11 protein-coding genes are annotated in these 16,878 nt (G+C 47.2%); 9 read left to right on the top strand and 2 right to left on the bottom strand.

From position 1 onward, the window contains the following. Nucleotides 1–126: 126 nt before the first annotated feature. From AWU77_RS17430 to AWU77_RS17465, 8 genes are all read left to right on the top strand, one after another. Complete coding sequence (locus tag AWU77_RS17430) at nt 127–849, top strand: hypothetical protein (RefSeq protein WP_062066403.1); 723 nt, start codon at nt 127–129, stop codon at nt 847–849. Between the two features lie 289 nt (nt 850–1,138). Further along, on the top strand, nt 1,139–4,567 hold the full coding sequence (locus AWU77_RS17435; protein ID WP_062066406.1) for a DUF2126 domain-containing protein: 3,429 nt from the start codon (nt 1,139–1,141) through the stop codon (nt 4,565–4,567). Between the two features lie 192 nt (nt 4,568–4,759). Beyond that, a complete protein-coding gene (locus AWU77_RS17440) occupies nt 4,760–7,318 on the top strand; it encodes a circularly permuted type 2 ATP-grasp protein (protein ID WP_084618529.1) in 2,559 nt (852 codons plus the stop codon). Then, nucleotides 7,315–8,256, top strand: a complete 942-nt coding sequence (locus tag AWU77_RS17445; protein WP_062066409.1) for a transglutaminase family protein — start codon at nt 7,315–7,317, stop codon at nt 8,254–8,256. The genes AWU77_RS17440 and AWU77_RS17445 overlap by 4 nt, the downstream gene beginning before the upstream one ends. A 398-nt stretch (nt 8,257–8,654) precedes the next feature. Then, nucleotides 8,655–9,554 carry a toll/interleukin-1 receptor domain-containing protein gene (locus AWU77_RS17450; protein WP_062066412.1) on the top strand — a complete coding sequence of 300 codons (900 nt, stop codon included), beginning with the start codon at nt 8,655–8,657 and terminating at the stop codon, nt 9,552–9,554. A gap of 121 nt (nt 9,555–9,675) precedes the next feature. Then, entirely contained in the window at nt 9,676–10,539 is an 864-nt protein-coding gene (locus tag AWU77_RS17455; protein ID WP_062066415.1) for a hypothetical protein, read from the top strand. A gap of 138 nt (nt 10,540–10,677) precedes the next feature. After that, nucleotides 10,678–11,235 (top strand): hypothetical protein, encoded by a 558-nt coding sequence (locus tag AWU77_RS17460; protein WP_062066418.1) that lies wholly within the window; start codon nt 10,678–10,680, stop codon nt 11,233–11,235. 1 nt (nt 11,236) lies between these two features. Beyond that, on the top strand, nt 11,237–11,809 hold the full coding sequence (locus tag AWU77_RS17465) for a flavin reductase family protein (RefSeq protein WP_062066421.1): 573 nt from the start codon (nt 11,237–11,239) through the stop codon (nt 11,807–11,809). A gap of 106 nt (nt 11,810–11,915) precedes the next feature. Here AWU77_RS17465 and AWU77_RS20810 read toward each other — a convergent pair whose 3' ends face one another. Further along, nucleotides 11,916–14,861 carry a cellulose-binding domain-containing protein gene (locus AWU77_RS20810; RefSeq protein WP_062066424.1) on the bottom strand — a complete coding sequence of 982 codons (2,946 nt, stop codon included), beginning with the start codon at nt 14,859–14,861 and terminating at the stop codon, nt 11,916–11,918. Here AWU77_RS20810 and AWU77_RS20380 point away from each other — a divergent pair. Next, entirely contained in the window at nt 14,851–15,042 is a 192-nt protein-coding gene (locus tag AWU77_RS20380; RefSeq protein ID WP_152625394.1) for a hypothetical protein, read from the top strand. The genes AWU77_RS20810 and AWU77_RS20380 overlap by 11 nt on opposite strands. 864 nt (nt 15,043–15,906) lie before the next feature. On the opposite strand, the gene AWU77_RS17480 is transcribed toward AWU77_RS20380, so the two are convergent. Beyond that, nucleotides 15,907–16,875 carry an alpha-E domain-containing protein gene (locus tag AWU77_RS17480; protein WP_062066430.1) on the bottom strand — a complete coding sequence of 323 codons (969 nt, stop codon included), beginning with the start codon at nt 16,873–16,875 and terminating at the stop codon, nt 15,907–15,909. Nucleotides 16,876–16,878 lie beyond the last annotated feature (3 nt).

Consider the following 16,878-nt stretch of genomic DNA (forward strand, 5'->3'; position numbering starts at 1 on the left):
TCGCTAACACCATCCAACCTTGGTTCAAGTTAGAACTGTTTGTTTAACAGGCCAAATTCGCCTTGACGCATCCCCCCCCTGCTCTTAACCTAAGCGCCCTTTTTTTCCTGAGTTCTGGTTGCTGTTATGACCTACTGCGTTGCGATCAAAGTTGATGCCGGCCTGATTTTTTGCTCAGACTCGCGCACCAATGCGGGTGTTGATCAGGTGAGCACCTACAGCAAGATGTACCAGTTCGGCATTGAGGGCGACCGTCAAATCGTCATTAACTCTGCCGGTAACCTTGCCACTACCCAATCTGTGATCGCCAAAATCCGCAAAGACATCAAAGATGGTGCCGATGTCAGCCTCGCTACGGTTGAGAGCATTCACGATGCCGCCGATTACGTCGGCGAGATCAGTATCGCTATTCAAGAGAAACATGCTCAACATAACAACAATGTGAGCTTTGAAGCCAGCTTCCTGCTCGGCGGGCAAATTGGCCTGGAATCACCAGCAGTCATGTTGATTTATCCGCAGGGCAATCACATCACCACCTCGGATCAAACCCCCTACCTGCAGATTGGCGAGAGCAAGTACGGCAAACCGATCCTGGACCGCGTGCTCAAACCGGAAACCGGCTTGGATACCGCCGCTCTCTGCGCATTGGTCTCTATGGATTCAACTATGAAGTCCAACCTCACCGTTGGCCCACCAATCGAACTCATGAGTTACGCCACCAACAGCGGTTTTATGCAACACACAGTGTTTGCTGCCGATAACCAATATCTGCACGAACTCACCAAATCCTGGGATCAGCTGATTGTGGCGGCATTCCTACAATTGCCACCACCGCCACCGCAGGTCTGATTTGCCAGCACTGAAGAATGTAAAAGCGCCAGCATCCACTCGATACTGGCGCTTTTTTGTTTCAAGCCAACGCATTTGCTTAGCCCCTGCGCTTGTGGTGCAGTTATTGCCTTAGTAATAACAACAGCCCCTCAATCAATAAAACAGGTAAGCTAGGTCACACTCAGCGCGACCTACTTAGCGTAACAACCATTGAGGATGATAAGAACTTGCCCTTTTCCCAGTCTGGTACACACTTGAGTGCACCAGCATGATCCATAAACCGCACGATGCAGGAAGGAATTAACTTATGGCTATTCGCGTTGCCATTCACCACAAGACCCAATATGCATTTGATCGTCTGACCTCACTCTTTCCCCATGTGCTGCGTTTGCGCCCAGCGCCCCATAGCCGCACCAAAATTCACAGCTATTCGCTAAAAATTGAGCCCGCCGATCATTTCATCAATTGGCAACAAGATCCGTTTGGCAACTTTCAAGCGCGCTTGGTATTTCCCGAACAGACCAAAATGCTCTCGTTCGAGGTCGAACTGGTCGCCGATATGACCTCGATCAATCCCTTCGACTTTTTTGTGGAAGAGTATGCAGAGAACATCCCCTTTGAGTACGACGAGCAATTAAAGCGCGAGTTGGTTCCCTATCTCGAAATCAGCGAAAGCGGCCCGCAATTGATGGAGATAGTCAACAAAATCAAGGCCGATATTCAGCATCGCCAAGTCAGTGAAAAACCTTGGGCGGTGAACGATTTTATGGTGAGCATCAACCAGCTGGTACAGCAGGCGATTGGTTATGGTGTGCGCCTTGAACCGGGTATTCAAACCTGTGAAGAAACCCTGACACTCGCTAAAGGTTCCTGCCGCGACAGCGCTTGGTTACTGGTGCAGATTTTCCGCCACCTGGGTTACGCCGCGCGTTTTGCCTCCGGTTATTTGGTGCAACTCACCGCGGACGTCAAAGCGCTCGATGGCCCCAGTGGTCCGGAAAAAGATTTCACCGATCTACATGCCTGGACCGAAATTTATATTCCCGGTGCCGGCTGGATCGGCCTTGACCCCACTTCCGGCCTGCTCGCTACTGAAGGGCATATCCCGCTCGCCTGCACACCCGACCCAATTTCTGCCGCGCCGATTACCGGCGCCACCAGCAAGTGCGAAGTGGAATTTTCTTACAGCAACGAAGTGTTCCGTATCCTCGAAGACCCGCGCGTCACCAAACCCTATACCGAGGAGCAGTGGCAAACCATTAACGCGCTCGGTGCGGCAGTAGACAAAGAATTAATCGAACAAGATGTACGCTTGACCACCGGTGGTGAACCGACGTTTGTGTCTATTGACGATATGGAATCCGAGCAGTGGAATACCGGTGCACTCGGTGCCGATAAGTTGCGTCTCGCTAAAGATTTATTGCTGCGCATGCGCAAAACCTTTGCACCTAATGGCCTGTTGCATTACGGACAAGGTAAGTGGTACCCAGGTGAAGAAGTGCCGCGCTGGGCGCTGGGCTGTTTCTGGCGCACCGATGGCCAAGCGCTGTGGAACAATCCAGATTTATTAGCGCGCGCCGATAAAAATTACGGCCTCTCGCACGTGGATGCAAAAAAATTCGCGCAACGATTGTGTGAAAAAATTCGCGTCAATGGCGAACATTTAATTCCGGCTTACGAAGATGTGCTCTATTACCTCTGGGCAGAGCAAACGCTGCCGCATGATATAGATCCGTTAAAAGCCGATTTAAAAGATGATCTAGAACGGCGCCGGATTGCAAAATTATTAACGCGCGGATTAAATACCGAAAGCGGTTACGTTTTACCGATTGAATGGAATTACCCCAACCAAAGTTGGTTAACTGGCCGCTGGAAGTTGCGTAACGATCAATTATTTTTAGTGCCCGGCGATTCACCGTTAGGCCTGCGTTTACCGCTCAACTCACTCGAATTCCCCAAACACGATTACGAGCGCTATCAGCCGGAAAACGATCCGCTCACTACACGTGAGCCATTAGCGCCAAGCGGCCAACAAGCCACGGCACTTGCGGCAGAAAAAAACGGCGCACGCAAAATGACTATTGCGCAAAAAGTTGCCGAGCAAAAAGCTGCATTGGCAAATGCCACTAGCCCTGAAGCACACAAACCCAATTATCTCGAAGCGGGTTATGTCATTCGCACGGCGATGTGTTTTGAAGCGCGCGATGGTCGTTTGCATTTATTTTTACCGCCCCTCACTTATCTCGAACACTACGTTGCATTGATCGAAGCGATTGAAGCAACCGCGGCCGAATTAAATATGCCGGTTGTGCTGGAAGGTTATGAGCCGCCAAAAGATTATCGCTTGAAGAAATTTTTAATTACCCCTGACCCGGGTGTGATTGAAGTGAATATTCATCCGGTAGAAACCTGGGCGGATTTGGTTAACAACACCGAAGCACTTTATGAAGATGCCCGCCAGTGCCGCTTGGGCACCGAGAAATTTATGCTCGACGGCCGCCACTCAGGCACCGGCGGCGGCAACCATGTCACCTTCGGCGGCTCAACACCGGCGAACAGTCCATTTTTGCGCCGTCCGGATTTGTTGCGCAGCCTGGTTACTTATTGGCAGCATCACCCCGGCCTTTCCTATTTATTTTCCGGTTTATTTATTGGACCGACTAGCCAATCGCCGCGCGTCGATGAAGGCCGCGCAGAAATGCTGTACGAATTGGAAATCGCCTTTAAAGAAATGCCCGAAGGCATTGTCGATCAACCTTGGTTAGTTGATCGCCTGATGCGCAATTTATTAATCGACATCACCGGCAATACCCATCGCGCTGAGTTTTGTATCGATAAACTCTACGCCCCCGGCACCGCCAGTGGTCGCCAGGGTATTTTGGAGTTCCGCGGTTTTGAAATGCCGCCCCATGCGCGCATGTCGCTAGTGCAAATTTTATTGTTGCGCTGTTTGATTAGCCGCTTCTGGAAAGAACCCTACAAAAAACCGCTAGTGCGCTGGGGCACTTTGCTGCACGACAAATTTATGTTGCCGCACTATGTGTGGGAAGATTTGCGCGATGTGGTTAAAGATTTGAATGAACAAGGTTATCCATTCCAACTCGAATGGTTGGCGGCGTTTGAAGAATTTCGTTTCCCGCATTATGGCCGTGTGCAGTTGGACGATATTGAAATCGAATTGCGCTGGGCGATTGAACCCTGGCATGTGCTAGGTGAAGAAGTCAGCAGCTTCGGCACGTCGCGTTATGTGGATTCGTCCCTCGAACGCTTGCAAGTTAAAGTCAGCGGCTTAACACCGGGCCGTTATGTGCTCGCCTGTAATGGCCGCCGCGTGTGTTTGAATGCAACGGGAAAACACGGTGAATATGTCGGCGGCGTGCGCTACCGCGCTTGGCAGCCGCCCTCAGCCTTGCACCCGACCATCGGTATTCATTCACCGCTAGTGTTTGACTTAATTGATACCTGGAACGGTAAAAGTATCGGCGGCTGCACCTATCACGTCAGCCATCCCGGTGGCCGCAGCTATGATCGCTTCCCGGTTAACGCCAATGAAGCCGAATCGCGCCGTGGTAATCGTTTCTTTGATATCAACCACACACCGGGAGCCTTACCGATCACACCGGCCGGGGAAATTCTGCGTGAATTTTTTGAAAACAAACATCCACCCAGACCTATGGCACCGCCGCCAGAAGAACCGGCAGATGAATATCCACACACGCTGGATTTGCGTAAATAGATGAAAAGACTGACTTAAGTTGATGGCACATCGTCATTCTCGCGCAGCGGGAATCCAGCTTTTGCTTTTATGGCTTATGGATCCCCGCTGCGCGAGGATGACGACTCCCCCGTATACTCAGAATGAATTTTCTCACCAAATAGGCTCAGCGGGTTACAATGAAATCCATATCCATAAAAACAACCCAATATCATGAAACCTTATTCCACGCTTATGGAAAATCCGGTCACTACCAGCGATATTAAGGCGTTTATGTACCCCTCGCCCCTCGCTGGGATAGATGAAGCCTATGACAGCGAAGGCGGTATTCGCCCCCACTGGCGCTACCTACTGCACAGTTTGCAAACGCTGGGGCAAGACGCGATTGAAGAGCGGCAGCGCAAAACTCGCCGCATTCTGCGCGATGATGGTGCAACCTATAAAATTTACGATGAGCCAGATGCAAATCAAAGCTGGCAACTCAACCCCATCCCACTGCTCATTGACAGCGAAGAGTGGAACCAAATTGAAACCTCGCTGGTTGAACGCGCGGAATTATTTAACTTATTGCTGCAAGATATTTACGGTGAGCGCACACTGGTTCGCCAAGGTGTGATTCCGCCGGAATTATTATTTTCCCATCACGGATTTTTGCGCCCCTGTCATCAAATTAAATTGCCCGGCGATCACCAACTGATTTTGCACGCTGCCGATTTGGCGCGCGCCCCCGATGGCACTATGCGCGTGATGGCCGACCGCACCCAAGCGCCTTCCGGTGCCGGTTACGCCTTAGAAAATCGCACAGTGATGAACCGCGTATTTCCCAGTTTGTTTCGCGATAGCCATGTGCATCGCCTGTCATTATTTTTTTCGCGCCTGCGCCAGCGTTTGCACGAATTAAATCCTAATGGCGGCATTGCGCGCATTGTAGTGCTCACCCCCGGTATTTATAACGAAGCGTATTTTGAACACGCCTATCTCGCCAACTATTTGGGTTTCCAATTAGTACAAGGCAGCGATTTGAGTGTGCGCAATGGTTATGTATGGATGAAAGCACTCGACGGTTTAAAACGTGTCGATGTGATTTTGCGCCGCGTGGATGATGTCTATTGCGACCCAGTAGAGTTGCGCGGCGACTCACGTTTGGGTGTGCCCGGTTTATTAGAAGTTGCGCGTATGGGGCACGTGGCTATCGCCAACCCACTCGGCTCCAGTGTGTTAGAAAATCCAGCGCTGCTGCGCTATTTGCCTGCCATCTCACAAGCGCTGTTAGGGCGCGACTTGCAAATGCCATCAGTCAAAACCTGGTGGTGCGGCAATAGCGATGATTTGGAGTATGTATGCGCCAATTTAAAAGACCTGTTGATCAAACCTACCTATCGCCGCCCCGGCTTGTATGAAGTCTATGGCGCTGATCTGGACGATAAAAAATTACAGGCCTGGCAAAATCGTATTCGCAAAAATCCGCTGCAATTTGTTGCGCAGGAATATGTTGCCGGCGCGCAAACGCCCACCTGGCACCAAGGGCAAATTCAACCGCGCGCGTCAGTTTTACGCACCTTTGCCGTGGCCAGTGAAAGTTCTTATTCAGTGATGCCGGGCGGTTTAACCCGCGTTAATCTTGACGCAGACAAAAAAATTATTTCCAACCAACGCGGTTCCATCTCAAAAGACACCTGGGTGCTGGCATCGGAACCTGAAAAACAAATTAGCTTACTCAATATAGATGCCCAATCCTCCAACGAAAGTACCAATGCGCTGCCCAGCCGCGTGGTAGAAAATTTATTTTGGATGGGGCGCTATGCCGAGCGCGCGGAATCCGCACTGCGTTTACTGCGCACTGTGTTTATTCAACTTAACAAAACCGAAAAATTGCCCGATCCGGTCTGTCGCACTTTATTGAGTGCCATCACCCATGTCACCGCAACCTATCCCGGTTTTACCAGCTTGCAAAATACGCTGTTTAAAAATCCTGAACCGGAAATGATTTCGATTATTTTAGATCACCAGCGGCTCGGTAGTGTGGCCAATAATTTAATCGCCATGATCAATGCCGCAGAACAAGTGAAAGAACAATTTTCCAGCGATACCCAGCGGGTGATTAACGATATTGGCGATCAGCTTGAGCAATTAAAACAAACACTGGAACCCAACACTCTTTCCGCACCGGAAGAAGCCTTGGCACCGCTAATTACGACTCTGCTCGCATTTGCTGGTTTGATTCACGAAAGCATGACCCGCGGCAATGGTTGGCACTTTATGGAAATGGGACGTCGCCTGGAGCGCGCGCTGCAAATTGTGAACACCTTGCGCTCACTATTGGTGACCGGTTTTGAAGAAATTGAACAAGAAACGCTGATTGAATCTAATTTGCTCTGCGGCGAAGCCTTGATTACCTATCGCCGCCGCTACCAAAATGGCATGCGTATCGAGCAAGGTTTGGAAATGATCATGCTCAACGCAAAAAATCCACGCTCGCTGATTTATCAGTTAACCCAATTAGAAGAACACTTTAGCAACCTGACTAACAATCAGGATGAATTCAGCGCCGAGCAAAAGTTATTATTGGAAGCCACCACCGCGCTAAGGCTCAGCGACATCAAACTGCTGGCCAAAACCACCAATGGTATTCGCTCGGATTTGGATCAACTGCTGTCGCGCTTGCAATATTTAATTACCACCGCAACCAAAGCAATTGGCCAACATTATTTTGATCACACCGACGGGCCGCAGCTGTTGGTGAAAAATACCGAGTGGGAGGATCAACTATGAAATACCGCATCCTCCACAGCACGCGCTATCAGTACGCATTATCCGTAAGTAACTGCTACAACCTCGCCTATGTATTGCCGCGCGCAACCGAGCGGCAGCGCATCGATAAATTGGATATTAAAGTCTCGCCAATGGCGACAACCCGCACCATACGCACTGATTATTTTGGCAATCAGTTTTTACAATTTTCGATTGAAAAAGATCACACCGTATTGGATGTAAGTATCACCAGCGAGATTTATATTAAAGACGCAACCACCGACCCCAATCTCGATTTCGGCAATCCCTGCACTTACGTGAAGTATTTATTGCAACACAGTAAAGATTGGGAAACGCTGTGTGCGCGTGAATTTATGCTCGACTCGCCCATGGTGCAAGCACATAGCGATTTAGCCGAATACGCCGCGCCATCGTTTAGCGACGACCGCCCTTTTTTATCGGCAGTAATGGAATTAACCCAACGAATTTTTGCTGACTTCACTTACGATCCAACGTTTTCAGATGTCGCCACGCCGCTGGCTGAAGTGCTAAAACACAAACGCGGTGTGTGCCAAGACTTTGCGCATTTTGCGATTGGCTGTTTGCGCTCACTGGGTTTTCCCGCGCGTTATGTCAGCGGCTATTTAGAAACGTTGCCGCCACCCGGGCAAAAAAAATTAGTTGGCGCCGATGCTACCCACGCATGGTTTGCAGTCTATTCCCCCGGTGAAGGCTGGTACGAATTTGACCCCACCAATAATAAAATCACCGGCGAACAACACATCACCACCGCCTGGGGCCGCGACTACTCCGATGTAACACCACTCAAAGGCGTTATCTTCGGCGGCGGTCACTCACCACAATTATTTGTATCAGTCGATGTGCGACGCATAGCAGAAGATTTCGTTCAAACTCAGACTCAAACCCAGAGTCAGAGCCAAAGCCAAATTCAACGCTAAACTCCCCCCCAAACCTCCTTCGGAATCTACAGTCATCCATTCTTGAACTGTAGATTCCCGCCAAACAAAAGCTCGCTTAGTTATACTGTGTTATTGACCCGTCCGGGCAAGCCCGCTAGTGTTCAACAATAAATTATTTATTGAAGGCATAAGCAAGCAGGTTGTTGCGGGTCGCGCAGACTGAATTTACTAACCGCAACAGATTGAAGCTCATTACTTCTCCCCAAAGCGGACAGTCTGATATATTCGCCTTGTTCAATCATGATGGATTAACAAGAAGCTTTTTAGATCGCTACATGCTTTTGAAAAAGATAGGCGGTTGTGTTACACATGACTGACGCTATCGATGAAATGTTAGATTAATCCGTGCATTAATTTCAGAATATCAAGGAGAGTCAATGAAAATTTTGTATTTGACACAAAATTCAAAAACCAATAATCCATATTCCAATTCAAAAACTGAGTATGATCTTGAATACATAGGCTCTTTCATAAAAGAAGCTATATTGCAACATATTCCAGAAACTGAAGTGATATTCGCAAACGAAATAATTAAAGCTGATGCTGATTTTTCCGAACAAATTAGAAAATTTGACTTATGTCTCTGCGATGTAACTGCACATAACGGAAACTACACATACCTTGCAGGCTTATCTGAAGGACTTGGCAAACCAGTAATCTATTTCTGCACCAGCGATCACCCTCCAATCTATATGCTTAGCAGTAAAAACATATTGGTCTACTCAAGCGCATCACTGGAATATGAATTCAAAGAAAAGTTAATCGCCATAATAAATAAGTTTATTCAGGATCCGTCAGCATTCTATTCTGAAAAAAACACGCATAAACATAAAACAAAGGCTTTTATTAGTTATAGCCACAAAGATAGAATTTATTTAGATCGACTTCTTACTCATCTGAAACCATTAGAACGGAAAGGATTGTTAGACGTTTGGCAAGATACAAAAATAAAAACGGGGGAGCAGTGGCAGCATAAAATTGATACTGCTCTAAATAATGCAAGTATAGCTATACTTTTATTAAGCGCCGACTTCATGGCATCAGATTTTATTGTTGAGAATGAACTGCCCCCTATATTGTCAAATGCCGAAGTAAACGGAACTAAAATAATACCAGTGATACTTTCCCATTGTAGATTTTCAAGAGAACCTTCCCTCAGCAGATTCCAAGCAGCCAATCTTCCCAATGAGCCTTTATCAGTTATGTCATTAGAAGAAAGAGAAGCCATATACGACAAGCTAGCATTCGAAATTGAATTGGCATTACATGGCACCTGACAAACAATAAAATGGGTTACCTTAAAGTAACAACTTTTTCTTTACACTTCGTTCCACTTTACGGGAAAAATTCGATTTAAAAAATATCGGTTATCACAATCACTGAAAGGAAAATTCTCGAATGCAAGTTAATTCACTACCCAATCGAAGCTGGCTTCATCAAGTTTGGAATTATAAAACATCTATAATTGGCGGATTTCTTGCAATTGTATCCTTATCTCTAGCGCATTACGCCGGCTTTTTAATGAAGGTACCACTACATATTGTAGCCGTGGCCGGTATGCCGCTTGCTAAAAGCGTCACTGCAACATTTCTATTCTATTTGTTTTTTTCTGCTGTTTCCGCACGCGTAATTACCTCTATGTTACAGCTCATTCTATTACCCTTTTTCGCAGTACTCGATAGACTAGAGCCTGGATTTCGTCGGAGAATGAATCGGGCTGATCAGCGTCGCTTTGTCCGTTCGCACAGTCGAACCATAAAATGGGAAGGCTATATTTGGCTAATTATTCAAGCATTGTTTTTTCTACTACTAATGCTTGGAATTTATGTGAAGTTTTCTATTAACTTGGCCAACGGCGTCGCTCTCTTCGCGTCCTTGGCATTCATTATTTTATCTGGCCTTGTGCGATCTGGATTTTTTCTTCAGCCCAAATTGCACACCTTCATCAGAAAAATAAAGAGCCGTCCAGCACGATCAGGTCGTGCCGTATCTGGAGCATTTGTGACAGTTACGGGTGCACTAATTATTATTTCGTTTCTCTTAGGAGGTATGCGAGCGAATTTGTTGCGAGAACAAGAACCTCACTTCGTAATGACAAAAGAATTTTCCGGTAGAGCCACAGTAATTGCGAGCGCTGAAGGATCGCTTCTATTATTTCAGAAAGAAGGAAGTGAATTACGCTATATTTATTTTTCTACTGATTTTACCGCCACAATCGAAACCAAACCTGTGTTCTCACCTTTAAATATTGACAAAATGTAGTACGTAGATTGAGCAGTTATGCCCAATCTACCTCAAGCATCAACCCATACCTTTGGCGAAGACGCCCAACAACTAAGTCAAAGAACGCGTTAAAATATTACAACTAAGCAACCGCGTTTTATTTTCAAGGAATTCACCATGAAACGCTTTTTATCTATTTTACTGCTAGGCTTCGCAGCAAGTGCGGCGCATGCCCAAGTGGATTGGCCAATTGTGCTGCAACTGAAATATTCCCCACTGGGTATTATTGATGCCGATGAAGATAAGTTTGATCATGACGATGGGAGTTATGAAAAATACGAAATGGATTTTGAACGCAGTTGGGGTGGCAGGTTATTTGTTGGCCCGATTTACGTTGCGGCTACTCGCAACGTGACCGACATCAACACCCCGACTCCCGATGCCATAGTTGAAACATTGTCCATCGGTTTGGGCGGTATTGGTTATGACCAATTCGCCAGTGACTCAGGTTTCTATCTCATGGGTGGCTTGGGGGTCGGTGCCGGTAGATTCAAATTCAAGCAACCCGAATTGAATGACTGGGAGGCGATGATTGAAGGTAATGCAGAAATTGGCCTGCGTCTTCAAGAGCATTTGCTGTTGGGTGTAGGAGTGGATTATCAACACTTTGGTGAGCCAGGCGAAAGCAAAGCACATTTATGGAATTTATATATAGGCACAGGTTTAACCTTTTAACATGACAAAACACACAGCTATTCCACTCAAAGACAGCTACAAACTTTTTAACCACGGCCCTGTCAGCATAGTGACCAGCGCTTATGGAAACCAGCGAAATATTATGGCGGCCTCCTGGACTATGCCGGTGGATTTTTCACCGGCTAAAGTCGCTGTAGTAATCGACAAAAATACATTTACGCGTGAACTGGTTGATGCCAGTGGTGAATTTGCTTTGCAATTTCCTATGCGAAAAATTGCCAAGCTGACGTTGGATGTTGGCGATTCCTCCGGCCGAGATGAGGATAAATTTTCTCGCTATGGGATAAAAACTTTCCCCTCCTCCATCATCGGCGCACCATTAATTGAAGATTGCATCGGCTGGCTGGAATGCAAGGTGATAAAACAAGGTGCAGAGTCGATGGATGTCATCATCGGTGAAGTTGTTGCAGCTTATGCAGACGCAGAACAATTTATTGATGGCCGCTGGCATTTTTCTGATAATCCGCAAAAACGCAGCATTCACTATATGGCAGGTGGCGAGTTTTATATGACGGGTGAAGCATTTACAACGTCGAGTGGTTATTCAGAATAAAAAAATCGTGTAAAAAATTATGATTATTCAACAAAAAAACCCGGCTTTTGGCCGGGTTTTTTAACAGCACTCGCAATAACGAGTGCTTTATTTTACTGCCAAGGTTTTATTGCGGATTCAAACCCATAATCTGTAACACTTTTATAAAGTGCGCTTTTCTGTCTGCCAAACCATCTACTGCGCCACTGATTGGGCAAGTGGAATCCGGGCAGCCACGGTTAACAATTCCCGATACCGCGTTGATGAATGCATCGCCTTTCATACCGCCATCAACATAAGCTTTTAATTGCGCATAGTAATCCCAGTTGTACGCAGGGTCGTGGTAGCCCTGCACTTCATTCATCCAGAAAAACAAACCGGCGATCCATTTAATTTCACCATGTTCGGTAGATGAACAAACCAGTTGTGGATTGGAACAGAGATCCATATCCGCATACAAAGGATCAGCTGGTGCGGGTGTTACCGCAATGCCATCGACTACCTTACCGGCATAGGCTGGATCAACATGGCTGCGACCGAGGAAGTGATTCAACTTACCAAAGTTCAAACGACCCGTTGTTTGGATAACACCACGCCCCCACCAACCACAACCTTCGATACTTTTGCCCGCACTGCCATTCCATACAAATTTACCCGCTTTTTGGCCATCGTACACTTTGCCCTCTTCGCGCAGATAAGCTTGCGCTGATTTATCAACGGTAGTGACTGCCGGGAACCAGGCGCTGTAATCCCAATAGCCAACACTGCCATTTACTAACAAACCTTTTTTCGCCAGCACTCTGTCTGGTGCAGTAAACAAAGGCCCCGGTGCACCGTACCATTTGGCGTTGGTGTTGGCGGTGATTTCCATTTTAGGATTGCGCGGGCAAGAGTATGGATTATCGCGACCGGTGATTGGGTCTTGGCCGTAAGAGGCATAATCCTGTTGCAGCTGACCACACGACGCAGAGATTGGATAGTTCACCGGATCACCGGTATTAATTGACCAGTTATTTTCATCACACGCATCGTATTGAATGGTTTCTTTCATACTTTGCGCAAGGAATGCAGCAATCGCTACTTTGGCGTACTTAGCGTTAGTTGCATTATCTTTGGTCGGATCGATCAACCAAAATTTGGTTGGCCCTACACCTACGTTGTGCATTGCATTCAAAGCGACGAGGAAATCAGCCCACTTGTACACGTTGGATGGTTCTTTGGTATTCGATGGTGTGGTGTACAAAAACGCTTGGTTATTCATCGCACTTTCCACACTCACCAAATCGCTATTCAACTGTGCAATGGTGGTAATCGCGCTAGCCGTTGTTAGTTGGCCAGAACCATACAATGGCATACCTCCCGCCGCTTTGTTGGCTGCAATTTTATTTTTCAACCAACCATTATCCGTCGCACTGGTTGCTGTTGGCACAACACCCGTACCCGCTTTGCTTCCCCACATAATGGCAAACACGTTGCTATAGGCGGCGCGGCGCAATGCCGATGCACCCCAATCATAACCGGGCGTTTGTTGTAACAATGCATTCACGTTACTGGCACCCGCATAAGTCGATGCATTAAGTGGGATGCTCAACACTTCACTGCGAATATTACTTACCACAGTACCGATAGTTTTATCGCCCATGAAATAAGTCCCTGCAGTGCCTGAATCATTGGCCAGATTGTAACTGCCGGTTGACTCACTCACGCTTGCCAAGTGGCCGCCGGGAATTTGCCACAACATCGCCGGGATCGACAATGAATCAGTTACCTGACGCACATAGTTCAAATAGTTTTCCCACTCTTTTGCACCAAAGGCGTAATTGCCGCGCGCAGAAGGCGAGAAGCCATCATCAGCTGATTTATCGAACGCAAGGAAATCGGGACGGTAAGTATTGGTGGTATAAGCACCGATGCTATTGGCAAAGGTTGATACCGAATAAGCCGCTGCATCCCATACATCTTGCAAGCCAGCAAAATCAGTGTGCACCCAATTGCTATTGCCTGGGCTGGATACACTTGCGACCCAACCGAACGACACATCGGGGCTTAGGCGTTTAATCAATAAATTGTGCGCTTGCACCCAACCGGTGATGTTGTTTTGCAATGCACTATCCACTTCGGCTTTCAAACTATTCAGATTGTAAATCGCCGCAAGCGATTGACTGCCAATTGCATAATTTGCTTCGTTGGTTAACGCATCTTTCACCGCTTGTTTAACATCAATCGCAACCCAGTTACCTGCGCTGCCAAATGCGGTTTTAAAGCTGCCATTTTGATTAGCCTGCCATTGCGCTAATAAGCCAGCATTCAAAACCAATGCACCGGGATTAACGTGAGCGGAATCTTTATTGGCTTGCACTGTAGCGGCTACGCGAATCAAATTTTGGAAATGTTTAACCAGATTAGCGCTATCCAAAATATCTTCAGCACCTATGCCAGATACATCTGCCGTTGCCACACCAATTACCGGCAGTACTTTTGCGCCGCTGACATTCTCAATATTGCGCGCTTGCGCAATTGTTTGCGCGGTAACATTTGGAACTATCACTTGGCCGCGATCGCCAGTGCCATTGCCCTCGTTGGCAAAAATAGAATCTACGCCAGACGCCGCCAACGCATCATTTGCTGTTGCGTTGTTATCGGTGACTGAACCCATTGCCAAATCACTTGGCCAACCTTTCACTTTAAGGCTTACCGGATTAGCACGGGTAGGATAATAACCACTAATCACTAGGCTGACGCTGCTACTGCTGGAAGAAACGGACGGCGCAGAAGACGATACAACCACCACCGAACTTGAAGAACTTTTTGACGAACTGCTCACCACAATCACGCTTAATGAACTTGAGGAGCTCGATTTGCTGCTGCTCACTGCAGACACGCTGGATGGCGCAACTGAACTGCTTGCAGTAACGTCACAATTTTTCACGAAGGTCCAGGAGCCATCACTACCGGGAATACTTTGTGTCCACCAATTCGCTTTGTATGCAACACCTTGATATTGCATTTGATCGCCGCCAGTCGCATAGGAAGGATTACCCGCCCAATCTTTTTGCGGCCAATTGGGATACACATTTATCGCCGCACAAATTCCACTCGCTACCGATGCGGTACTGGAAGAAGATTTACTTGCAGGTGCAACACTGCTGGATGTAGGGATACTGGAGGGCGCGGCACTGCTAGACGCAGGAACACTTGAGGGCGCAGCGCTGCTGGACGCGGGAACACTGGAAAGTGCAACGCTACTTGTGTAGTAGCTACATCACATGCACCCAGTTCAGCCCAAGCATTGCTGGCCGCCCAACCAACATCCGGCTCATAGGGGCCGCCGACTGAACACCAACCGCCGACTGTGCAACTGAACGCTTTATTGACATTTTTAACCTTCGCGCCGTTCGCATAAGTTGCACCATTGGTATATGGCGTCAACTGACTGCAGTCGTATGCGTAGGCTGTTGTCGATAGCAACAACCCCGCTGACGACACGAGCATTAATGTTGAAATTTTTCTCATTGTTTATCCCTCGTGATTGATTTAATTTTTTTCGGGCAACAGAACGCCCGCCCCTGTAACCGGGGTGATTTTTTATCTAACTAAATTCACATAAAAACTACACAGCAGTTATTCCAGCGGAACCCTGCCCTAATAGAAAGGGGGCGTAACAAATCCTGTAGCAGGCATAATTCATTAATTATTTTGGGCAATACAACACCGTTTCGAGTTGTACACTCAAATCAAAAAAATGATCAGCGGACTATTCAGCGATTAACCCGTCATTCGTTAGATTTTTTTATTATTCCCTTGTTGTAACTAACAGCAATCCCAACAAAAGCGTTTCCAACAAATATCGATAACCAACTAGCAAAGCGACAATTAAACCAACTGTCGTCATGTTGAAAACTACGCCAAAAGGACAACGTTGTCAATAATATCTAGAAGGTGGGAAAATTGGTAACAGGGGGAATGTAATACCGTAAATTATGCAGTTTTCAGGATATTGCCAAACTGATCAGTAATTCTTCTAGAGAGAAAACAAGAAAAACGCACATAAAAAAAGACCCGCTCTGTGGCGGGTCAGTGATCTCAGAGAGACAACACGCAAGAAAATCATGGATGACTTAAGCTGATTTTTGCTCTTGGGATACTACTCCCTGCAGAAACCAGGTTTCGGCAATTCTGAAATGCAAATTACCAATCTCCAATTGCAACTCATCGATATATTCGTGCAAGCCGGATTTTAGTAATTCATCCACATCGGCTTCATCCAATTTGTTTTGAATATTGACAATGGCAGCCAATACTTTTTCACTGTTGGGCAATGCCCATAAACACTGTTCCAATTGTTTAAGGCAGTGTGCAACAGCACGAGGGAAGTCTTCGTTTTGCAACAAAAAAGTCACCACTGCATTGGCGTTAACGCGGTCGCGAACATGCTGGCGATACATTTGGTAGGCACTGAGGGAGCGTAATACACTCATCCACAAAATATTGTCGTAAGGCTCCAGCTTTTCAGCACCGCCGGCCGACAAGTGCGGCAACAGATTTACCAAACCTGCATCCACAATACGCGTACTCATATCGGCGCGTTCAATATTGCGACCAATGCGCAGTAAATCGTAAGCATTGTTGTGGCTCATACAACCCGCGAGCAAGCCAGAGAATTGCTGCACACTGCTGATGACATGCAACAAAATTATGCTGCGATCGCGACGCGACGTTACATTTTCAGCGCGGTCGCGGATGTAGTGATACAAATCATTAATTAACTCCCACGCCTCCATCGGCATGGTTTCACGAGTAATACGCGAATTTTCCCGGGCAAAACTGAGCGAGTTAATTAATGAAGCCGGATTTTTTTTATCCGCCAGAATAAAATTCACTACGGTTTTTTCATCAGCCAATTGGGTATCGCGCTCGAAGTAGCTGCCGGTGCCACTAATATCAATCAGCGAGCCCCAACCGACGCGCACACCTGCCGGCAAATCCAATAATAGATTTGAGTTGACGTTGACAAGTCGCGCAATATTTTCGCTGCGCTCCATATAACGACCCAACCAATAAATTCGCTCTGCTACACGTGACAACATTGA

It is taken from the genome of Cellvibrio sp. OA-2007 (assembly GCF_000953825.1).
GTDB lineage: Bacteria > Pseudomonadota > Gammaproteobacteria > Pseudomonadales > Cellvibrionaceae > Cellvibrio.

Bases quoted from the DNA above. Each gene is read 5' to 3' on its own strand.
- AWU77_RS17435 (WP_062066406.1), top strand. From the start codon at position 1,139: ATGGCTATTCGCGTTGCCATTCACCACAAGACCCAATATGCATTTGAT.
- AWU77_RS17440 (WP_084618529.1), top strand. From the start codon at position 4,760: ATGAAACCTTATTCCACGCTTATGGAAAATCCGGTCACTACCAGCGAT.
- AWU77_RS17480 (WP_062066430.1), bottom strand. From the start codon at position 16,875: ATGTTGTCACGTGTAGCAGAGCGAATTTATTGGTTGGGTCGTTATATG.
- AWU77_RS17430 (WP_062066403.1), top strand. From the start codon at position 127: ATGACCTACTGCGTTGCGATCAAAGTTGATGCCGGCCTGATTTTTTGC.
- AWU77_RS17445 (WP_062066409.1), top strand. From the start codon at position 7,315: ATGAAATACCGCATCCTCCACAGCACGCGCTATCAGTACGCATTATCC.
- AWU77_RS17450 (WP_062066412.1), top strand. From the start codon at position 8,655: ATGAAAATTTTGTATTTGACACAAAATTCAAAAACCAATAATCCATAT.
- AWU77_RS17460 (WP_062066418.1), top strand. From the start codon at position 10,678: ATGAAACGCTTTTTATCTATTTTACTGCTAGGCTTCGCAGCAAGTGCG.
- AWU77_RS17455 (WP_062066415.1), top strand. From the start codon at position 9,676: ATGCAAGTTAATTCACTACCCAATCGAAGCTGGCTTCATCAAGTTTGG.
- AWU77_RS17465 (WP_062066421.1), top strand. From the start codon at position 11,237: ATGACAAAACACACAGCTATTCCACTCAAAGACAGCTACAAACTTTTT.